Genomic DNA, 21,837 nt, shown 5'->3' on the forward strand with positions numbered 1-21,837 from the left:
AACTGTGTGCCCGAAACCGATACTACTCCTGATCGACCGGCCGGCCCACGCGGCCCCTTCCTATTCCTGCCGTAACCTTAATTCGTAAGCTGAATCAGATAACGGCAAGATGAGCTGAGCCGCGCATGTCCGCGCGGCTCAGCTGCTTGTTTCACACGACAAAGTCGCTCAAGTGAACCACCGTCCTGCCGGCGCCGTCGTCGGCAAGGGCGAAGCTGTTCGCATCGTAGACGCCAAGCAGATGGAGCGTGGCGTTGTGTGTGCCGTCGGTGACGGTCAGCGTCCCTCCGCTCCCGTCCTGGTCCACCTGGTAGGCGGCGGACGTTCCGGCGCCGAACGAGATATCGCCGAGGTCGATCTTGTCGTCGCTGGTCATGCCGCCGATCTTGCCGCTGAAGTCGAAGGAATCGTCCAGCCGCAAGATACCGGCGGCATCCGTGGCGAAGGTGACGTTGATGGACGAGGCCTCGCCGAACTCCAGCTGTGACAGGTTGCCGATGGTGGCGCTGCCGCTGCCGGTGACCTGGCCGTCGATGGTGACATTGCCGCCATTGGCCCAGATCAGCCCGGAATTGGCGAGCGCGCCGGTGATCATCAGGCCGCCCGAGCCCGTCGCTTCCAACGTGCCGGAGTTGACGGTGACGTTGTCGCCCGTGTCGATGACCAGCGCCTGGGTCCCGGTGGCAGCGATCGTGCCCTGGTTGTTCAGCGACAGTGAGCCGCCTCCCAACTGGCCGGCGCCGGAGATGGTGTTGTCGACATTGGTCAGGGTGACATCGGTGGCCGTGCCGGAGATCACGTTCCCGACACTGTCGGAGAGCACGATCTGTCCGCCGCCCTGCAGCGTTATGCCGTGCTGGATGAGCTGCAGGAGCGTATCGCCGCCGGTAGAGTCGAGCGAGATGAGGCCGGAGTTGTTGATCGTGCCGCTCAGCGGCAGCAAGGCGCCGTCGCTGATCGTCATGGTTCCGGCATTGTTGACCACCGGCGTCTGGTCGAAGACGAAATTGCCGTCGGTGAGCGCGCTGGAGTGGACGCCGTCAAGCATGATCGACTGGCCGTCGCCAAGCGCGATCACCGCGTTGCCGTTGGCGTCGTCAGCCATATGCGCCTGGACATCGGCGAAGCTCTGGAAGCCGGAATAGCCGATCAGGTCGATCTGGTCCGCGGCCGCGTCGAAGCTGTGCACGGTGTCGTTGCCGATCGGCTGCGAGAAGACGAAGAGATCGTTGCCGCTGGAGCCGGTCAGCACGTCGTCGCCCGACCAGGCGAAGATCGGCGAGCCGGGTGCATAGGCTTCGACATTGTCGGCGACCGAGGCGCTTCCCGTCGTGCCGTCGGCGTTGGTCCAGGTCATTGAGATGTCGAGCACCATGGCCCCTGCGAAGTCGGCTGGGGTGGTGACCGTCAGCGAATGCACATCGTTGGTCTGAATTGTCCACGTGCCGTCGCTGTTGTGCGTTGCGCCATCGACGGTCCAGCCAGCTGGAATCGCTGCGACTGTCACCGACACTGGCAAGTGGCTTCCGGTGGGATCGGCCAACGCCAGATTGATAGGCTCGCCTGCGATGCCGGCCGGCTTTGCTACACTTATGGTGATGGAATGGGAAACACTGGCGTTCGTGCCGTCACTTACTGTGACATTGACAACTCGCGGTGTCTGATCATGTGATCCAGTTTTGGTGTCTGCATATTGAAGTCCCTGGAGAATGGTTTGGTAGGTGGCGACTGTTGCCGCTCCACTGACTGACAGGACGCCCGTAGACGTATCATAGTTTACCGTCAGACCAGCGGCTGTCGCGGCAGAACTTGCGCTTAGCGTTAGGGACAAGAACTCTTTCGGGTTGCCGACTGCGTCATCCGGCCGGTTCGTCAATGTAGCCGTCAATGACGTCAACGTCGTGGAATCCGCATCCGAGATGGTCGCTGATCCTGCTATGGACGAAGGCGTGGTCTGTGAAGGGTAGCTGGCTGTCGCGTCGTTTCCGGCGCCGGGTCCATTGAGGTCCACAACCGGAGCCTGTCCTCCGCCGGTCACGCTGATCGTCGCCGTCGCCGTGGCGGTGTCGGTGCCTCCGTCTCCGTCCACCAGCGTATAGGTGACCGTCTTGGTCGTGGTGGCGCTGGTCGCGTTCGAATAGAGGATGTGGTCGGCAAGTGCCTGCGTCGCCGCCTGGGTGGCATTGGCATTGAGGGTGACGACCAGGTTCGTTCCGTTGGTGCCGCCACTGAACGTTCCAATGATGGTACCGCCATAGGTCACGTTGCTGCCGCTGACGCCGATCTGGCCAGCTGCGACGCCCTGGTTCTGGATCGTCAACTGGTCGGCTGATGTGCCGTTGGACGTAAAGGCAACGGTCAGCGAGCCACCGTTGAAGTCGGGCGAGTCCACGTCCGTCACAGTTGCCGAAGGAGCGATGGCGGCGGCGGCGGATCCGACCGTATAGTTGATGCTGGTGGATGTTCCTGCCGACGCGCTATCGAGATCTAGCACCGGCGCGTCGTTGACCGCGGTGACGTGGATGGTCGAGGTCGCCGTGTTGCTGTTGGCCGAACCGTCGTTCACCACGACCGTTATGCTGCGGTCCGTCGTGCTCGGATTGTCGCCCGAGTTGCTGAACACGATCTGATGCAGCGCCGTCTGGTAGGCGGCAAGCGTCGCCGAGCCAGTGAGCGTCAGCACGCCGGTGCCAGAGTTGTAGCTGGACGCCGTGATGCCGGCGGGCAGACCGCCATTGACGGCCAGGAGGTCGCTGGCCTGCGCATTGGTCAGCGTGATCGTGGCCGACGTGGCGTTGGTGTTGTCGAGGTCGCTGATGCTGACGTCGGTATCGGCAATCGCGACCGCAGAACCGTTCTCGGTGAAGGTCGCCTGGTAGTCGGCCCCGGTCTTCAGGCTCGAGTTGTTGGCATCAAGATCCAGCACCGGCGCGTCGTTGGTGCCGGTGATGGTGATGGCCACCGTCTGGGTGTCGGTGCCGGTGTGGCCGTCGTCGGCCTTGACCGTGTAGGTGAGCGTCAGTGTCTCGCCGGCGGCCAGGAAGTCGAAGGCCTGCGGCGTCGAGTTGAACGACCAGCCGAGGTTGCCGGCATCGCCCGGATTGGCGGCGATCGAGGGCGGCGAGACCGTCAGCATGCCGATGACGTCGGCCTGGGCCAGGCTGCCGGTGACGCCGGACAGCGCCACGGAGTCCACCGTCGGCGTCACCGTGTCGGAGAGGTCGGCGTCGTTGACCGTCAGCGTGCCGCTGGTGCTCAGCGGCAGGTTGGTCTCATTGAGGCCGGCCGCCGCGCTGTCGGCGGCGCCGACGCTGATGTCGGGGGCGTCGTTGGTGCCGGTGATGGTGATGGCCACCGTCTGGGTGTCGGTGCCGGTGTGGCCGTCGTCGGCCTTGACCGTGTAGGTCAGCGTCAGTGTCTCGCCGGCGGCCAGGAAGTCGAAGGCCTGCGGCGTCGAGTTGAACGACCAGCCGAGGTTGCCGGCATCGCCCGGATTGGCGGCGATCGAGGGCGGCGAGACCGTCAGCATGCCGATGACGTCGGCCTGGGCCAGGCTGCCGGTGACGCCGGACAGCGCCACGGAGTCCACCGTCGGCGTCACCGTGTCGGAGAGGTCGGCGTCGTTGACCGTCAGCGTGCCGCTGGTGCTCAGCGGCAGGTTGGTCTCATTGAGGCCGGCCGCCGCGCTGTCGGCGGCGCCGACGCTGATGTCGGGGGCGTCGTTGGTGCCGGTGATGGTGATGGCCACCGTCTGGGTGTCGGTGCCGGTGTGGCCGTCGTCGGCCTTGACCGTGTAGGTCAGCGTCAGTGTCTCGCCGGCGGCCAGGAAGTCGAAGGCCTGCGGCGTCGAGTTGAACGACCAGCCGAGGTTGCCGGCATCGCCCGGATTGGCGGCGATCGAGGGCGGCGAGACCGTCAGCATGCCGATGACGTCGGCCTGGGCCAGGCTGCCGGTGACGCCGGACAGCGCCACGGAGTCCACCGTCGGCGTCACCGTGTCGGAGAGGTCGGCGTCGTTGACCGTCAGCGTGCCGCTGGTGCTCAGCGGCAGGTTGGTCTCATTGAGGCCGGCCGCCGCGCTGTCGGCGGCGCCGACGCTGATGTCGGGGGCGTCGTTGGTGCCGGTGATGGTGATGGCCACCGTCTGGGTGTCGGTGCCGGTGTGGCCGTCGTCGGCCTTGACCGTGTAGGTCAGCGTCAGTGTCTCGCCGGCGGCCAGGAAGTCGAAGGCCTGCGGCGTCGAGTTGAACGACCAGCCGAGGTTGCCGGCATCGCCCGGATTGGCGGCGATCGAGGGCGGCGAGACCGTCAGCATGCCGATGACGTCGGCCTGGGCCAGGCTGCCGGTGACGCCGGACAGCGCCACGGAGTCCACCGTCGGCGTCACCGTGTCGGAGAGGTCGGCGTCGTTGACCGTCAGCGTGCCGCTGGTGCTCAGCGGCAGGTTGGTCTCATTGAGGCCGGCCGCCGCGCTGTCGGCGGCGCCGACGCTGATGTCGGGGGCGTCGTTGGTGCCGGTGATGGTGATGGCCACCGTCTGGGTGTCGGTGCCGGTGTGGCCGTCGTCGGCCTTGACCGTGTAGGTCAGCGTCAGTGTCTCGCCGGCGGCCAGGAAGTCGAAGGCCTGCGGCGTCGAGTTGAACGACCAGCCGAGGTTGCCGGCATCGCCCGGATTGGCGGCGATCGAGGGCGGCGAGACCGTCAGCATGCCGATGACGTCGGCCTGGGCCAGGCTGCCGGTGACGCCGGACAGCGCCACGGAGTCCACCGTCGGCGTCACCGTGTCGGAGAGGTCGGCGTCGTTGACCGTCAGCGTGCCGCTGGTGCTCAGCGGCAGGTTGGTCTCATTGAGGCCGGCCGCCGCGCTGTCGGCGGCGCCGACGCTGATGTCGGGGGCGTCGTTGGTGCCGGTGATGGTGATGGCCACCGTCTGGGTGTCGGTGCCGGTGTGGCCGTCGTCGGCCTTGACCGTGTAGGTCAGCGTCAGTGTCTCGCCGGCGGCCAGGAAGTCGAAGGCCTGCGGCGTCGAGTTGAACGACCAGCCGAGGTTGCCGGCATCGCCCGGATTGGCGGCGATCGAGGGCGGCGAGACCGTCAGCATGCCGATGACGTCGGCCTGGGCCAGGCTGCCGGTGACGCCGGACAGCGCCACGGAGTCCACCGTCGGCGTCACCGTGTCGGAGAGGTCGGCGTCGTTGACCGTCAGCGTGCCGCTGGTGCTCAGCGGCAGGTTGGTCTCATTGAGGCCGGCCGCCGCGCTGTCGGCGGCGCCGACGCTGATGTCGGGGGCGTCGTTGGTGCCGGTGATGGTGATGGCCACCGTCTGGGTGTCGGTGCCGGTGTGGCCGTCGTCGGCCTTGACCGTGTAGGTCAGCGTCAGTGTCTCGCCGGCGGCCAGGAAGTCGAAGGCCTGCGGCGTCGAGTTGAACGACCAGCCGAGGTTGCCGGCATCGCCCGGATTGGCGGCGATCGAGGGCGGCGAGACCGTCAGCATGCCGATGACGTCGGCCTGGGCCAGGCTGCCGGTGACGCCGGACAGCGCCACGGAGTCCACCGTCGGCGTCACCGTGTCGGAGAGGTCGGCGTCGTTGACCGTCAGCGTGCCGCTGGTGCTCAGCGGCAGGTTGGTCTCATTGAGGCCGGCCGCCGCGCTGTCGGCGGCGCCGACGCTGATGTCGGGGGCGTCGTTGGTGCCGGTGATGGTGATGGCCACCGTCTGGGTGTCGGTGCCGGTGTGGCCGTCGTCGGCCTTGACCGTGTAGGTCAGCGTCAGTGTCTCGCCGGCGGCCAGGAAGTCGAAGGCCTGCGGCGTCGAGTTGAACGACCAGCTCAGATTGTGGCTATCGGTCGGATTGGCCGCAAGTGGGCCCGGCGCGACCGTCAGCATGCCAAGCAAGGTGGCATTGCTCAGGCCCCCGGTGGGGCCGACGGGCGACACCAAGGTCACGCTCGGGGTCACCGTATCGGAGAGATCGGCATCGTTCACCGTCAAGGTGCCGTTCGCCGACAGGGGCGAATTGGTCTCGTTCAATCCAGCGGCGGCGCTGTCTGTCGTCACCAGATGGATGTCCGGCGCATCGTTGGTGCCGGTGATGGTGACCGTCACCGTCTGGGTGTCGGTGCCGCCATGGTTGTCGTCGGCCTTGATGGTGTAGGTGAGGGTCAGCGTCTCGCCGGCGGCCAGGAAGTCGAAAGCCTGCGGCGTCGAGTTGAACGACCAGCTCAGATTGTGGTTCTCGCTCGCATCGGCCGTCAGCGAGGCCGGCGAGACCGTCAGCATGTTGATGACGGCGGCGCTGTTCAGGCCGCCCGTGGTGCCGCCGAGCGACACCGAGTCCACGGTCGCGCTCACCGTGTCGGAGACATCGGCATCGTTCACCGTCAGCGTGCCGCTGGCGGTCAGGGGCGCATTGGTCTCGTTCAGCGAGGCGGCGGCGCTGTCCGTCGTGACCAGATGGATGTCCGGCTTGTCGTTGGTGCCGGTGAATTGGATGGTGGCCGTGGCCCAGCTCAGCGTGCCGTTGCCGAGCTGGATGGCGTAGGTCACCTTGTCGACAAGGATCTCCCCGGTAGCAAGCGCCTGCAACTTCGCGTCGATATTGGCCGTGCTGTAGTGGATCGTGCCATCGCTGGCTATCCAGATCTTGGCGCCCAAGTAGCTTGTGTCGGTGGTTCCGGTGGCTCCCGCGCTGTCGGTTGTATATGTGATGTCCTTGGTCAGCAGCTCCGCCGGGGCATATGTCTTTGTCGCAGTCGAGGCACTGACGGAGTCGTCGATGGAGTAGAGCGTTTTGGCCGCGCCTCCCAGATCATTGGCCAGCACATTCAGAATCAGGATGCTCGCGGCATCTTCCGAATAGAGGAAGGTGTCGTCCTTCGCCTGCGGTGTATTGGAAAAAGACGTCGTGGTGCCGCCGGCACCGGTGACCTGAGTCGCCATTTCTCACCCCTTGTGTTTAACGACAGACGCCCCCAACGCCTGTCGGCCGTATTGAAAGACCAGCCGCCTTTTTCGAAAATGCTGCATGTCCGGCGCAGAGCCCGGCAGATATCGACTATGTCAGCGCACCCGAGGGCCCTGTGACGACGCCCGGCGATGGCCAGCGCAATGCGTGGCCCGGTCACGGGCGGGCTGTGGCTCAAATGGTGATGGCTGCGGCGGTACTGACCGCCGTGCTGCGTTTCCCCTAGCCCCTTTAGCGTCGCTTAACCCGTTGTTGCCGGTCGGGGGCTATTTCATTCGACGCTTATATTAGGATATTATTAACCCTGCTGGCGATGAGGCGTCAACATCCTGCTTGCCGAAACAGTTAATATCGCGGCCGTGTCCGTTCCGGCGCCGCGGGACAGTCGTGCGGTAGCCAACGCATCCTGAATATTCTGCCAAAAGCGCTCATCTTATTCGAGCGGAGACAGTGGAATCGCTGGTTTTTCGCTGAGCGGCCAAGAAAGAATTTGGTCGGGAAGCCGTGCAGGCGGCGTTGCTTGCCGAGGTCGGTGAGCCACCGGTGCATCCGGCAGGCGATCGTAACGCCAGAATCCAGCGCTCGGCGGAGCCTTCGGCATCGGCGAGGGCGTCCGAACGGAAGGCCGACAGGCAGGTTTCCTCGAAATGTTCTAGCTTCCCGCCAGGGACAGGCCGCTGGCGCGTTCGCGCAGCAGGGCCAGCAATTCGTTTCGGCGGGCTTCCGGCGTGTCGACGGGCAGGACGAAGCACAGCGTCTTGTTGATGGCGCCATGACCGTCGCGGATCGGAGCGGCCATGCACCAGGTGAAGCGGTCGGCCAGGGCGGCGGTCTCGCTGAAGCCCTGCCGGCGCGCCAGTTCGACATCGGCGAAGAATTCGCCGGGTGCGATGATGCGGCCGTCGGGAAGCTTGTAGTCGTCGGCCGGGATGAAGGCTCCAAGCTCTTCTTGGCTCATATGGCCGACCAGTAGCCGTCCAGACGCTGTCCATGGAATCGGCACCTCGACACCGACATCACTGGAAATGCGGAAGGGGCCGGGCGAATCCCGGCAATCGAGGACGACGTATTTGTTGCCGCGCAGGCCGCACATCTGAACGGTCTCGCCGGTTTCCGCGGCCATCCTGTCCAGCGTCTCGAGGATGCGCCGGTAATGCGCGTTGTGATGCGAATAGGCCCAGCCGAACAGGTGCATCGAGCGGCCGAAATAGACGTAGCCCTCGGTGCCGACATTTTCGAGCATCTCGGCTTCGAGCAGGCTGTTGACGATCTCGTAGGTGGTCGAGCGCGGCGCGCCGATCATCTTGGCGAGATCGCCGACGCGCACCGGCGCGCGGTGCCTGAGCAGCGCCTCGAGCAGCATGATGACGCGGTCGATGCCGCGGCGGCGCTCGCCGCCTTGCGGTGCCGTGCCGCCCGCTTCGATCAGATCGGTCGCGCTATCGCTCATTCCAGCCGCCCAAAATCATTTTCAGTCCTCGTCTCAAGACGCTTGAAAGATGTCAAGGCTCAGTCTAGCATCCCGTCTGTCCGATATACAGACACCATGTCTGAAATATCGGACAGATTAACGAGCCGGACAGAGAAGTCCAGACGAAAAAACGGGCGGTTCCGCGATGCGGAAACCGGCGGGTTTTGTCGTCCCGACCCAGCACGCCCGGACACAACCACTGAAGGGGAACAGTAATGATGAAATCGTCGTTTTTCGCATCCGCCAGCGCCCTTTGCCTCGGTCTCGTCCTGGCCTTGGGCGTGGGCTCGCAGGCCAATGCCGCCGCCAAATGCATCAAGGGCGACCGCAAGGCGCCGTACACGATCGGCTGGGCCAACATCTATTCGGTGCCGACCTGGATGAAGCAGACGCAGGGCACCATCGAGGCCGAGGTCGAGGCGCTGAAGAAGCAGGGGCTGGTCGACAAGCTGGTCGTGACCGACGCCCAGGGCGACGCCAACGTGCAGATCCAGCAGATCCAGTCGATGATCGATTCCAATGTCGACGCCATCATCCTGATCGCCGGTTCCTCGACCGCGCCGGCGCGCGTGATCGCCGATGCCTGCGCCAAGGGCATCGCAATCATCAATTTCGACAGCCTCGTCGACACCGACCAGGTGACCGCCAAGGTCAACACCGATTCCTCGCAGTGGGGCGACCAGGCCGCCAAGTTCCTGATCGACGCCATCGGCGGCAAGGGCAAGATCCTGATCCTCAACGGCCCGGCCGGCGTCTCGGTCAGCGATGATCGCCGCAAGGGCGCCGATGCCGAGCTCAAGGCCCACCCCGACGTGAAGATCCTGGCCGAGACCAACACGCCCTACAATGTCGCGCCGGCGCAGGAAGCCGTTACCAGCCTGCTGTTCGCCAATCCCGAGATCGAGGGCATCCTGTCGCTCGGCGGCGCACTATCGGCGGGCGCGGTGCTGGCGCTCGACAAGCAGGGCCGCGACCAGGTGCCGATCACCGGCGAGAACGCGCGGCAGTTCCTCGAACTGTGGAAGGAAAAGGGCCTGAAGAGCTGGGCCACCATGCAGCCGAACTGGCTCGGCGCCTTCGCCACTTACACCGCCGTCCAGGCGCTTGAGGGCAAGGATGTGCCAGCCTTCGTCAAGATCCCGCTGCCGGTGATCGACAATTCCAACATCGACGAATACCTCGCCCGGGCCAAGGATTTCCCGGCTGACGGCTACATCTATTCGCCCTACGATGAGGAGCTGTTCAAGAAGCTGCTGGCGCAGAAATAAGCCAGAAGGGTTGTAGCATTGACAACCAGGGCTCCGCTCCTTGCCGCGCGGGGAGTGTCGAAGGCGTTCTTCGGCAACCCCGTCCTGCGCGACGTTTCGATCACTCTCCAGCCGGGCCGCGTGCATGCGCTGCTCGGCGAGAACGGCGCCGGAAAGTCGACGCTGATCAACCTGCTGTCCGGGGCGCTGCGCCCGGACGGCGGTACGATCGAGGTCGACGGGCGCGCGGTGGCGCGGATGACGCCGGCGCTGGCGCGGCAGGCCGGCATTGCCGTCGTGCAGCAGGAACTCAGCCTGACGGCAAGCCTGTCGATCGCCGAGAACATCGGCCTCGGCGCCTATCCGAAGCGATTTGGCCTGGTCGACTACAATGAGCTCGCCGCCCGGGCCAGCGCGGCATGCGACCTGGTCGGGCTGCATGAGCCGCTGTCGACGCCCGTCGGACATCTGCCGCTCGGGCGCCGCCAGATGGTGGAGATCGCCAAGGCGCTCTACCGCCAGCCGCGCGTGCTCATCCTCGACGAACCGACCTCGTCGCTGTCGGCGACGGAGACGAAAATACTGACCGATCTGCTGGAGCGGCTGCGCCGGGAAGGCATCGCCATCCTCTACATCTCGCACCGGCTGAACGAAGTGATGGCGCTCTGCCAGCATGTCACCGTGCTCAAGGACGGCACCTGCACGGCGGACCGCTCGCTCACGGGAACCGATGCCGCCGGCCTGGTGCGGATGATGGTCGGCCGTGATCCCGGCGATCTTTTTCCCAAGTGGCAGCCTTGCGCGTCGACGGCGACGGCCATCTCGGTCCGCAACTTCTCGGCCGGCCTGATGCGCGACGTCGATCTCGACGTCAGGCCTGGCGAGGTGCTGGGCATTGGCGGCCTGGTCGGGCAGGGGCAGGAGGATCTGTTGCTCGGCCTCTACGGCGCCATTCCGGCAAGGACGGCCTCGGCGAGCGTCAACGGCTCGTCGGGCCTGCCCGGCGGCGTGCCGAAGGCCAATGCGTTGGGCCTCGCCTATGTGCCGGCGGACCGCAAGCGCGAGGGACTGCATCTGATCCATCCGATCATCACCAATATGATGCTGCCTGCCTTCGCGCGGCTGCCGGCGCTGAAGCTGCGCAGCCGCCAGGGTGAGCGCAAGACGGCAAAGGGCCTTGCAGCGCAGCTCGCCATCAAGGGCGATCTCGAACGGCCGGCGCAGGCGCTGTCCGGCGGCAACCAGCAGAAGGTCGCGCTGGCGAAGTGGATGCCGCATGATCCGCTGGTGCTTCTGCTCAACGACCCGACGCGCGGCGTCGATGTCGAGACCAAGCGCGAGATCTATCTGATGCTGCGCGCCTTCGCCGCCGCCGGCAAGGCCGTCGTGCTGCTCAGCTCCGACACGCCGGAGCTGGTGCATCTGTGCGACCGCGTCGTGGTGGTGCGGGAAGGCCGCATCGCCGCCATGCTCGATCGCGTGGCGCTGAGCGAGGAAGCCATCGTGTCGGCGGCGATGGGCGCCGAGAAGCAGAAGGTCGCGGCATGAGCATTTCTTCCTCCGCAAGACCTGCCGCGCTCTATTGGCCCGTGCAAGCGCGCCGCAACATCGGCGTGCGCAGCCTGTTCGTCGTCGTGCTCGCATTCCTCATTGCCTATGGAGTGCTGTTTCCCGGCCTGTTCACGGCCTCCGGCTTCGCCAAGTTCACCCAGAGCTGGTTTCCGCTGGCGCTGGTGGCAATGGCGCAGGCGATCCTCATGCTTACGGGCGGCATCAGCCTGGCGATCGGCGCCGCCGTCAGCCTCGGCGCGGTCATTGCCGCGACCACCATGGCGGGACCGCTTGGCGTCGCCGGCGGCGCCGCCGCGGTGGCGCTGGCCGGGCTTGGCATCGGAGCGGTGACCGGCTTCATCGTGGTGCGGCTTCGCCTGCCAGCGATCGTGGTCACGCTCGCCGGCTCCTTCATCATCGGAGGCGCCGCGTTGCTGATCCTGCCGCGACCGGGCGGCTCCATTCCGGAGTGGCTGTCCGACCTGCTGGCCGGCGACACGCCAGCGGCCTTCGTGCTTCTGTTGGGGATCGTCCTGCTGTGGAAACTCTATCTGGCGACCCCGCTGGGATTGAGCCTCTACGCCGCCGGCGAGAACCCGGTCGGCGCTTACCGTTCCGGCGTGCCGGTCGATATGGCCCGGGTCGCCGCCTATGCGATCAGCGGCCTGCTCTCGACCAGCGCCGGCCTGTTCGTCGCCGCGCAGACGGGCTCGGGCGATCCGGTGATCGGCAACGCCTTCACGCTCAACTCCATCGCCGCGGCCGTGCTCGGCGGCATCGGTTTCCTCGGCGGGCAGGGCACGATGCGCGGCGCGCTGGCCGGCAGCCTGCTGCTCAGCCTGATGATCAGCGTCATGTTCTTCCTCGGCTTCACGCCGGTGGCGCAGTATGTCGCGCAAGGGTTGATCATCATCGGCGCCGTCGCCATCCCGCAATTCCGCAAGGTGCAGCCATGACAGCTTGGAACGACAGCGCGGGCGGCAAGCGCGCCGTGGCGATCCTGAAGAGCCGGCCCTTTCTCACCGTCGCCATCGTCGCGGCGGTCTGGATCGGGGCGAGCTTCGCGTCGCGGGGCTTCGGCGCCTATGGCCATTTGCGCTATCTGGTCGAACTCGGCGCCGTCATCGGCCTGGTCGCGGCGGGCCAGACTTTCGTCGTGATCGCCGGCGGCATCGACCTCTCGGTCGCCGCGATCGTCACCGTCAGCGCCATCAGCCTGCCGCTCTTGTCATGGCAGGCCGATCCGACCGGGCTTGCGCCTGTCCTCGCCGTGCTTGCACTAACCACGGTCATCGGCCTGGTCAACGGACTCGGCGTGGCGCTGCTGCGCGTCCACCCGATGATCATGACACTGGCCATGGCGACTTTCCTGCAGGGCCTGCTGATCATCATCGCCGGCGGCAGCGCCGTCACCGCCGAAAATCCGCTGGTCCATTGGCTCGGCAATGCGCGCCCGGCAGGTATTCCGGCGGGCATCATCCTGTGGGTGGTCGTTTCCGCGATCGTGCTGACGGTCATGCACGCGACACCCTTCGGCGCGCGCATCTTCGCCATGGGCGCCAATCCGCTTGCGGCTTCCTTGTCGGGGGTGCCGATGACGTCGACGACGCTCGCCGTCTATGGCATCAGCGGCTTCACGGCAGGCCTCGCGGGCGTGCTTGTGCTTGGCATGAACGGACAGGGCTATGTCGGGATCGGCGATCCGTACCTGCTGGCCTCGATCGCGGCGGTGGTGCTCGGCGGTACGTCCATTCTCGGCGGGCTCGGCACCTATGCCGGCACCATTCCCGGGGCGATCCTCTTGGTGACCATCACCGCGCTGATCACCGTGGTCAACGCATCGCCCGGCTGGCGCAGCATCCTGTTCGGTTCGCTGATCCTCGGCCTGCTGCTTCTCTCAGGCCGGGAGCAGGCCCGCCGATGACAATTCGTCCAGCCGGTAGATGCGCTTGGCGTTGCCGAAGAACAGCGCCGTCTGCTCGTCCGCGGAAAGGCCAGAAGCTATGGCCTTGAAGCTGTTATATACCTCATCGAACGAGGCGTGCAGGCCGGCGACGGGGAAGTCGGAGCCGAACATGGCGCGCTCGGTGCCGAAACAGTCGATGCAGTGCAGGACGACCGGCCGCAGGCTGTCGAGCGTCCAGTCATGATCGTAGGCGACAAGGTCGGATATCTTGATGGCGACGTTGTCGCGCTGCGCCAGAAGCCGCAAGGCGTCGTGCCACCCGCGCATGCCGTCCGCGTCACGGTCGATCGGGCTGCCGCAATGGTTGAGGACGAATTGCTGGTCCGGAAAGGCCGCGGCGAGGCGAGCGGCGTCAGCCAACTGGCGTGGGAACACCATCAGGTCGAAAGAGAGCCCGTGGCGCGCCAGCAGCTTCAGTCCGGAGCGCCATGCCGGATCGTCCATGATGCCATCGCGCGCGGCAAAGCGGCGCGCCGGGTCGGGATCCCAGCTCAATATGTCGCGCACACCGACGACGCGGTCGAAGGCGGCATGCGCCTCGATCAGCGCCTGGGCCTCAGGGCCGGCAAGCGGCACGTGCACGACGTAGCGGGCGGCGACGCGTCTCGACTTGTCCAGCGTCTCCAGCCAGCGCGTCTCGCCGATGCAGTCGTCGGCGGCCCAGCCGGCTTCGACATGGACACTGGCGACGACATCGTGCCTGCCGGCATCGCGCGCATAGTCGTGCGGCAGATAGTTGCGGCGCAGCGGGCCAAGCTCGCCCAGGCCGCCGCGCTCGCCGGCCGTGGGCGTCAGCCAGGGATGCCGGCCGAGGCCAAGATCCCAGAGATGATGATGGGCGTCGATGATCGGTCCGGAGTAGAGGTTTGGCATGCGCTTCTCTCAAACGGTGACCGGCACCGGCAATCGGTCTGGAACGGCGCAAGGGGTAGCATCGGATGAGTGAAAAGGCACCGGCTTCGCCGCTTGTCGCGCATGAAATTTTTCTGCTCGATGACCGCATCCGCGGCGTGCCGCCCGGCACCTCCGGCCTGGACAGCAGCCTGGTCGGACAGCAGGGCTGGCATCCGGCCGACGGCAGCATGTCGCTGCCGCTGCTGACGCTCGACGAGGCTGCTTTCGCCTCCAATCGCGAACTCTTCCTGCGCTATGTCCGCGAGCATGGCGCAGAGATCGCGCCGCACGCCAAGACGCCGATGGCGCCGGACCTCGCCCGTTCGCTGGTCGAGGCCGGCGCGTGGGGCACGACGGTCGCCGACATCAGGCAGGCCACGGTGATGCTGAAGGCCGGGTTGAGGCGGCTGATCATCGCCAACGAGGTCGGCGGCGCGGGCGGTGCGAACCGGCTCGCGGCGCTCGCCGGCGCCTGGCCGGACGCCGAGCTTCATGTTTTTGCCGACTCGGTCGCCACCGTGAACGCACTGGCGCAGGCCTGGCGCGCCAATGCGGCGCTTGCTCCGTTGCGCCTGCTGGTCGAGCTCGGCGCGGCGAGGGCGGGCGCTAGAACGACTGGCGAGGCCGAGGCGATCGCCGATGCGATCGTAGCGACCGGCGGACGGCTGCTGATTGCCGGTGTCGCGACTTATGAGGGGGCTGCCGCGCAGCCCGATCCGGTGCGTACCGACGAGGTCGTGTCGGCGCTGCTGGCGAATGTCGGCGACATGCTCCTCAGGCTCCGCGCCCGCGTCGGCGGCGCTGCGCCATTGATCGCGACGGCCGGCGGTTCGGTCTTCTTCGACAAGGTGGTCGCGGCGCTTTCGCCCATTGTCGCCAAGGACGGCAATGCGAGGCTGGTGCTACGCAGCGGCGCCATCTTCTTCCACGATCATGGCGTCTACGACCGATCATTGGGGGCGGTCGATGCCCGCAACGGTTTTACCGTCGATGGCGCCAGCGTTTCGGCGCAGCGCTCGTTCCGCCCGGCGCTGCGCATCTGGGCCGAGGTGCTGTCGCGGCCGGAACCCGGCCTCGCCATCTGCGGCATGGGGATGCGCGACGTCTCGTTCGACCAGGGTTTCCCGAAGCCCTTGACGGTCTATCGCGCCGGCGAGCCGCTTGCGGCGCCGCCGAGAGCCGAGGTCATCAAGCTCAACGACCAGCACGCCTTCCTGTCGCTTCAGCCGGGCGAGGACATCGCCGTCGGCGATGTCGTGGAGTTTGGCATCTCGCACCCTTGTACTTGCCTCGACCGCTACCGCGTCATCTTCGGCGTCGACGAAAGCGGGCATGTGGCGCACGCCTTCCCCACCTATTTCGGCTGACCTGAGCCTCAGAATAGAACTTCGAAAGGATCCGATATGATCAAGTACTTCCAGTCCGGCTCCCGCATGTCGCAGGCGGTCGTCTATGGCGGCATGGTGCACATAGCGGGACAGGTCGCCAACGACCGCAAGGCCGGCATCGAGGCGCAGACGAGCGACGTGCTGGCCAAGGTCGAGTCGCTGCTCGTCGAGGCCGGCAGCAGCAAGTCGAAGCTCGTGGCGGTCAACATCTTCCTGCCGCAGATCGGCGACTTCGATGCCATGAACAGGATCTACGATGCTTGGGTCGACCCGGCACGGCTGCCGGCCCGCGCTTGCGTCGAGGCGCGCCTGGCCGATCCGGACCTGCGCATCGAGGTTACGGCGGTCGCTGCCGTCTAAGGGGGAGCCATGCACACCGGCCTCGTCCACACGCTCGATTTCGACCGCGACGGCAAGACACCAGGGCATCTGAGCATTCCGTTCTCGATCGACCGCTCGCCCTATTTCCAGGTCAAGGTGCCGATCTGCCTGATCCGCAACGGCGAGGGCCCGTCGCTGCTTCTGATGGCCGGCAATCATGGCGACGAATATGAGGGCGAGCTGTCGCTGGCAAAGCTGGTGCGCCGGCTCGATCCCAAGCGGATCAGGGGCCGCGTCACCATCCTGCCGATGGCCAATGCGCCGGCGGTGATGGCCGCCAAGCGCTGCTCGCCGCTCGACGGCGGCAACCTCAATCGCGCCTTTCCGGGCGACCCTTCCGGCACGCCGACCAGCCGGCTCGCGAATTTCCTCGAGACGGAACTGTTTGCCCGTCACGACGTCGTCTTCGACATCCATTCCGGCGGCACCTCGATGGAACATCTGCCGACGGCGCTGGTCGAGCGCAATACCGACCCGGAGCGCCACCGGCGCGGCGTCGAGCTGATGCGCACGCTCGGCATGCCCTATGGCTTCATCGCCGACAACGGCCCGGCGTCGCCGACCTCGATGGGTGCCGCCCGGCGGGCCGGCGCGATCGGCGTCAGCGGCGAGTTCGGCGGTGGCGGCACGGCGACGGTGGATTCCATGGCGCTCACCGCCCGCGCGCTCGACAGGCTGATGGTGGCGCTGGGCTTGGTCGAGGCGCCCGTTCTGGCCCCGGAGGCCGAACCGGCGACGCCGACGCGCCTGCTTTCGCTCTCCCGCCACAGCCAGGGCATCTATGCCACGCGGCGCGGCTGGTTCGAGCCGGCGGTCAAGCTTGGCGACAATGTCAGCGCCGGACAGCTTGCCGGCTGGTATCACGACCTCGAACGGCTCGATCTCACCGAGGAAGCCCTGCATTTCGCCGAAAGCGGCATCGTGTTGTCGCGCCGGCTGCACACGATGTGCGAGGCAGGCGATTGCTTGATGCAAGTCGCCGAGCCGGTGGACAACTGAGACCAAACGCCGGGCGATGCAAGGAAGCCGAGCATGATCATGCAGCTATCAATGTGGACCTATCCCTGGGACATCCAGGACATCGGACTGGAGACGGTCGAGCGTGATCTCGCCCTGCGCGCCGGGCTCAACATGGTCAGCCTCGCCACGTCCTACCATGCCGGCCGATTCCTGCAGCCGCGCAGCCCGCGGCGAAAGGCCTATTTCCCCGAGGACGGCACCATCTACTTCCAGCCGACAGCAGCGCGCTGGGCTGGCCTCGCCATTCGGCCCAAGGTTGCGGACGTGATCAGCGACGGCGGCGATGTGCTGCGCCAGCTTGTGCGCCGCCGCGAGGCAGGCGGGCCATGGGTCTCGTGCTGGACGGTGTGCCTGCACAACACCCGCCTCGGCATGCTTCACCCCGAGGCCGTTACCCGCAACGCCTTCGGCGATGCCAATTACTATAATCTCTGTCCCTCGCATCCGGACGCGCGCGCCTATGTCCGCGCGATGGTCGCGGACATTTCGCACGGCTACAGGCCGGACAGGATCGAGCTCGAGAGCCCATCCTTCATGGGCTTTGCCCATGAGTACCATCACGAAAAGGATGGTGTCGGCCTGACGCCGGAAGACGATTTCCTGCTGTCGCTGTGCTTTTGCCCGTCCTGCCTGGATCGCGCGGCCAAGGCCGGCGTCGATGGCGAGCCGGCGCGAAAGCTGGTCAGGCAATGGATCGGCGAGACCTGCGAGCGTGCGGTGCCGAAGCGGCGCTTTCCCGACTTTCCGGCAAGCGGGCTCGATACCTTCCTGCCGTGGCCGGAACTCCATGCCTATCTCGTCTGGCGCTTCGAGCCGGTGACCAGCCTGGTCGCCGAGCTGCGCGAGGTGGCGCATCCCGCGACGCGGGTTCTGATCATCGACCTCAAGGACGGCTGGCTGGGCGGCAGCGATCTCGCGGCGCTTGGCAAGGTCTGCGACGGGGCGATCCTGTGCGCGTACGACATGCAGGCGGGCGATGTCGCCAGCCTGCTTGAGGCCGGCCGCGCGGCGCTCGGCCCGGACAAATTCCTAGGCACTGGCTACCGGCTCTTTTACCCTGAAATGGCCAGCCCGGAAGTGCTGGCCGCGAAGGTCAAGCCGGCGATGGCGCCCGGCATCGACGGCATCAACTTCTACAACTACGGGCTCGTTCCTGCCGCTCGGCTGGATTGGGTCGGCGCGGCGCTGTCCGCCTGAACGGATGCGTCAATCGTGCATGGCGAGGAAGCGGGCGACGGCGGCGAGGCAGTCGTCCTTCTCCTCGACATGCGGCATGTGGCTGGAATTGGGGAAGACCATGCCTTCGACGTCCGGAATACGGTCGAGGAAGGGCTGCACGCAGGCTTCCGTAGCTTCGTCGTAGAACCCGCGGAACGCCAGGGTCGGCGCCTCAATCAGATGCAGGCGCTCGACGATGGTCCAGTTGCGCATGGTGCCGATGACGTGGAATTCGGTCGGGCCATTCATGGTGTGATAGACCGTCGGGTCGGCGTCGATCGCGGCAAAGGTCCGGGCAACTTCCGGCGGTGTCGGAACGACGCGGCAGACGTGGCGGTCATAGAAGGCCTTGGTTGCCGCGAGATAGTCGGGGTGGTTGGTGGTTCCGGCCGCCTCGTGGCGGTCGAGCGCGTCGCGCACATCCGCCGGCAGCGCGGCGCGCAACTGCAGCGCGCCCTCGATCCAGAGCGCCATCGAGGCTAGCGAATTGGCGAGGATCAGCGCCTTGAGACCCGCGGGGCGCCGCACCGCGTGCTCGGATGACAGCATGCCGCCCCAGGACTGGCCGAGCAGGGCGTAGCGGTGGGCAATGCCGAGATGCGCGAGCAGCGCGTCGAGCTCGCCGAGGAAAAAGTCGACGGTCCAGAAGTCGCCGCCCTTGTCGGGTAGATGCGTCGACTTGCCATTGCCGATCTGGTCGTAATGGATGACGGCGCGGCCGGTCGCGGCAAGCTCCTTGAAGGAATCCACATAGTCGTGGGTGCAGCCGGGACCGCCATGCGCGACGACCAATGGCAGCTTGCCCGAGCCGAGATCGCCGGTCACGCGGTACCAGGTCTTGTAGTCCTTGTAGCCGCTAAATCCTTCGGTATGTGCCGTCACAGGTCCAACTCCGCATCACGGCACGGCAGGAACCAGCGATCGCTCCTCCCGGGCCTTGTTCGGGGTGGACGGTACTAAGCGACCCGGCGCTTTTACAGCTAGCACTATTTATAGGTTTGGCCGGCGACCTTCCGGCAAACAGTCGGGTTCAATGCTCCGGCTCGAGCAGCCGGTAGTGCGCGGCGAGCGCGATGGCGTGGAAGCGGTTTCGGGCGCCCAGCTTGCGCGTCGCCGCGTTGAGATGCAGCGTCGCCGTCGGCACGGTGCGGCCGATCTCGCGCGCCACCTGCTTTGCCGTCAGCCCGGCGGCGGCAAGCCGCAGGCACTGGCGTTCGCGTGACGTCAGATGGACATACTGGCAGGTGCGAAGCTCGGTGTCGAAACCGGCATAGACGGAATCATGCAGGAGATGGCCGAGATCGCCGATCTCGGCGATGAAGTGCTTCGCCTCCATCTCGAACCCGGCCTCGGGATCGGCGCGGATGGCGGTGAAGGTGGCAAGGTCCCCGCCGGCAAGGCGAATGGGCACGGTGACGCCGCAGGTCATCCTGGTGTCGAGCAGATAGTGGACCACGGGATCGTGCCTGGACTGCAGCACCCGCTGCATGACAGTGCTCTGAGTGCCCCGGTGCGACCACAGGAACGGTCGCGACACGGCAAGTGCTGCTTCCTGCACGGGGTCGAGCTGATAGTATCCGCCCTTGCACCAGAGATCCTGCATGTCGCGCGGCACGTTGCGCAGAGCCATCAGTGAGGGCGTGATCAAGTCACCCTCATGGCTGACCGGCACCGGCGTGTAGTCGTAGATGAAGGAGGTGAAGCCTACGGGCTCCAGCACATCGGCCGCCACCGCCATGGCGGCATCGATGCTCATCCCGGTCCGAAACCGGCTCTCCAGATCGCCTGAAAGGCCTTGCATGAGAGCGACCTTACTCGCTGACCATTGCTTGTCAAATAGCCATTCTGGCCGAATGCCCAATAAATGGGCTAGAGCGAGCTCGCTCGACCTATCTATCTTAATAGCTATCCGGTGCGGCTTGGGTGGCCGTACTGTTTTGCGGTTGGCCAAATGCCGTCCGCAGGCCAAAGACCAATTCATATCAGCCGCGCCGGGGTCGACGGACCGCGTTCAGCGCGGCAAAAGCGACACGCTTTCCAGAGGGACCCAAACCATGCGACCCCACAAGGCACTTGCAGCGCTGATACCGGGCCTCGCCCTGCTCGGCATGACAATGATGTCGCCGGCCGCCCTTGCCGCGGAAGGCAAGCCCGGCGGCACGCTTCGGTTGCTGGCCAATGCCGCGGCCGGCACCGCCGATCCGCACATCAACTACACGCTGCAGTATTTCCAGCTCAACTACATCCTCTATGATGGACTGGTGACCTACAAGAAGGCCGGCGACAAGACCGGCTTCGAGGTGGTCGCGGATCTCGCGGAAAGCCTGCCGAAGGTCGAGAACGGCGGCAAGACCTACGTCTTCAAGCTGCGCAAGGGCATCAAGTTCGCCGATGGGTCCGACGTCACCAGCAAGGACGTGGTCGCCTCATTCCAGCGCATGTTCAAGATCAGCGGCCCGACGACCGGCACTCTCTATAACGGCATCGTCGGTGCGGACGCGTGCCTGAAGACGCCGGCGACCTGCACACTCGATGGCGGCCTGTCGGTAGACGACGCGGCTGGCACGATCACCTTCAACCTCACCCAGCCGGATGCAGAGTTCCTGCAGAAGATCGCCATTCCGCACGCCTCGATCCTGCCGGCGAGCGCGCCGCTCAAGGATGCCGGCACCGATCCGATTCCCGGAACCGGACCCTACATGATCGCCAGCTATGATCCGAACAAGCTGATGAAGATTGTGCGCAATCCGTATTTCAAGGAATGGAGCAAGGAAGCGCAGCCGGCCGGCTATCCGGACGAGGTCGACTATGAATTCGGCCTCACCGACGAGGCCGCCGTCACGGCGGTCCAGAACGGGCAGGCGGACTGGATGTTCGATCCGCCGCCGGCAGATCGTCTGGCCGAGCTCGGCACCAAATACGCCAAGCAGGTGTCGGTGCATCCGCTGACGGCGATGTGGTATGCGCCGATGAACACCAATCTGGCGCCGTTCAACGACATCCGGGTCCGCCAGGCGGTGAACCTCGCTGTCGACCGCGCCGCAATCGTCAAGCTGTTCGGCGGCGGCAACCTGGCGCAGCCGGCCTGCCAGATCCTGCCGCCGGACTTCCCGTCCTACAAGCCCTACTGCCCGTTCACCGCCAACCCGGGCGAAAAATGGTCGGCGCCGGACATGGCGAAAGCCAAGCAGCTGGTCACGGAATCCGGCACCGCTGGCCAGGAAGTGACGATCATCACCGAGGACACCACCGTCTCCAAGGCGATCGGCGTCTATCTGCAGGACGTGCTCAACCAGCTCGGCTACAAGACGTCGGTCAAGCCGATCTCGCAGAACATCCAGTTTACCTATATCCAGAACACCAACAACAAGGTGCAGATCTCGATCTCGCAATGGTTCCAGGACTATCCGGCGCCATCCGACTTCCTGGACGTGCTGTTCAGCTGCGCCTCGTTCACGCCGGGCTCGGACGCCTCGGTCAACATTTCGGGCTTCTGCGACAAGTCGATCGACGCGTCGATGGCGGAGGCGGAGACCACCACCATCGCCGATCCGGCCAAGGGTGCCGAACTGTGGACCGCCGTCGACAAGGCGGTCACCGACAAGGCGCCGGTGGCGGTGCTGTTCACGCCGAAGCGCGTCGACGTCGTTTCGTCCCGGCTGAAGAACTTCACCTTCAGCCCGCAATTCTACTGGATCATCAGCCAGTCCTGGGTGGAATGATTTTCGCAACCGAT

Annotated in this window: 14 protein-coding genes; 9 read left to right on the forward strand and 5 right to left on the reverse strand. The window is 65.8% G+C overall.

All coding sequences use genetic code 11. The features are described 5' to 3' along the window. Nucleotides 1-151: 151 nt before the first annotated feature. Together JG743_RS12250 and JG743_RS12255 are read right to left on the reverse strand one after the other, a co-directional pair. On the reverse strand, nt 152-6,940 hold the full coding sequence (locus tag JG743_RS12250) for a beta strand repeat-containing protein (protein WP_202300437.1): 6,789 nt from the start codon (nt 6,938-6,940) through the stop codon (nt 152-154). Between the two features lie 677 nt (nt 6,941-7,617). Further along, nucleotides 7,618-8,415: an IclR family transcriptional regulator gene (locus tag JG743_RS12255; RefSeq protein ID WP_244673126.1), complete on the reverse strand. Its 798-nt coding sequence runs from the start codon at nt 8,413-8,415 to the stop codon at nt 7,618-7,620. Between the two features lie 236 nt (nt 8,416-8,651). Between JG743_RS12255 and JG743_RS12260 the strand changes: the two genes are divergently transcribed. From JG743_RS12260 to JG743_RS12275, 4 genes are read left to right on the forward strand one after another with little or no spacing between them, the layout of a single operon-like run. Continuing rightward, a complete protein-coding gene (locus tag JG743_RS12260) occupies nt 8,652-9,704 on the forward strand; it encodes an ABC transporter substrate-binding protein (RefSeq protein WP_202300438.1) in 1,053 nt (350 codons plus the stop codon). Nucleotides 9,705-9,722: 18 nt separating this feature from the next. Next, nucleotides 9,723-11,231, forward strand: a complete 1,509-nt coding sequence (locus JG743_RS12265) for a sugar ABC transporter ATP-binding protein (RefSeq protein WP_202300439.1) — start codon at nt 9,723-9,725, stop codon at nt 11,229-11,231. Then, nucleotides 11,228-12,190: an ABC transporter permease gene (locus tag JG743_RS12270; protein ID WP_202300440.1), complete on the forward strand. Its 963-nt coding sequence runs from the start codon at nt 11,228-11,230 to the stop codon at nt 12,188-12,190. The genes JG743_RS12265 and JG743_RS12270 overlap by 4 nt, the downstream gene beginning before the upstream one ends. After that, the gene (locus JG743_RS12275) at nt 12,187-13,158 is read left to right on the forward strand and encodes an ABC transporter permease (protein WP_202300441.1); all 972 of its coding nucleotides are present in this window, start codon (nt 12,187-12,189) and stop codon (nt 13,156-13,158) included. Before JG743_RS12270 ends, JG743_RS12275 begins: the two co-directional genes overlap by 4 nt. Here JG743_RS12275 and JG743_RS12280 read toward each other — a convergent pair. Next, the gene (locus JG743_RS12280; RefSeq protein ID WP_202300442.1) at nt 13,132-14,073 is read right to left on the reverse strand and encodes an amidohydrolase family protein; all 942 of its coding nucleotides are present in this window, start codon (nt 14,071-14,073) and stop codon (nt 13,132-13,134) included. The genes JG743_RS12275 and JG743_RS12280 overlap by 27 nt on opposite strands. 65 nt (nt 14,074-14,138) lie before the next feature. Between JG743_RS12280 and JG743_RS12285 the strand changes: the two genes are divergently transcribed. The 4 genes from JG743_RS12285 to JG743_RS12300 are packed head-to-tail and all read left to right on the forward strand — an operon-like array spanning nt 14,139 to nt 18,080. After that, nucleotides 14,139-15,461: an alanine racemase gene (locus tag JG743_RS12285; RefSeq protein WP_202300443.1), complete on the forward strand. Its 1,323-nt coding sequence runs from the start codon at nt 14,139-14,141 to the stop codon at nt 15,459-15,461. A 36-nt stretch (nt 15,462-15,497) separates the two neighbouring features. Then, the gene (locus JG743_RS12290) at nt 15,498-15,842 is read left to right on the forward strand and encodes a RidA family protein (RefSeq protein ID WP_202300444.1); all 345 of its coding nucleotides are present in this window, start codon (nt 15,498-15,500) and stop codon (nt 15,840-15,842) included. A 9-nt stretch (nt 15,843-15,851) separates the two neighbouring features. Continuing rightward, on the forward strand, nt 15,852-16,862 hold the full coding sequence (locus tag JG743_RS12295) for a succinylglutamate desuccinylase/aspartoacylase family protein (RefSeq protein ID WP_202300445.1): 1,011 nt from the start codon (nt 15,852-15,854) through the stop codon (nt 16,860-16,862). Between the two features lie 39 nt (nt 16,863-16,901). Next, complete coding sequence (locus JG743_RS12300; RefSeq protein ID WP_202302601.1) at nt 16,902-18,080, forward strand: hypothetical protein; 1,179 nt, start codon at nt 16,902-16,904, stop codon at nt 18,078-18,080. 9 nt (nt 18,081-18,089) lie between these two features. Here JG743_RS12300 and JG743_RS12305 read toward each other — a convergent pair whose 3' ends face one another. Both JG743_RS12305 and JG743_RS12310 read right to left on the reverse strand, forming a co-directional pair. Continuing rightward, nucleotides 18,090-18,983, reverse strand: a complete 894-nt coding sequence (locus tag JG743_RS12305; protein ID WP_202300446.1) for a proline iminopeptidase-family hydrolase — start codon at nt 18,981-18,983, stop codon at nt 18,090-18,092. 148 nt (nt 18,984-19,131) lie between these two features. Then, nucleotides 19,132-19,857, reverse strand: a complete 726-nt coding sequence (locus tag JG743_RS12310) for a helix-turn-helix transcriptional regulator (protein ID WP_244673127.1) — start codon at nt 19,855-19,857, stop codon at nt 19,132-19,134. Nucleotides 19,858-20,155: 298 nt separating this feature from the next. On the opposite strand from JG743_RS12310, the gene JG743_RS12315 reads away from it, so the two are divergent. After that, nucleotides 20,156-21,823, forward strand: a complete 1,668-nt coding sequence (locus tag JG743_RS12315) for an ABC transporter substrate-binding protein (RefSeq protein WP_202300448.1) — start codon at nt 20,156-20,158, stop codon at nt 21,821-21,823. The last annotated feature ends 14 nt before the right edge of the window (nt 21,824-21,837 follow it).

Origin of the sequence: Mesorhizobium sp. 131-2-1 (assembly GCF_016756535.1) — a bacterium.
Lineage (GTDB): Bacteria > Pseudomonadota > Alphaproteobacteria > Rhizobiales > Rhizobiaceae > Mesorhizobium.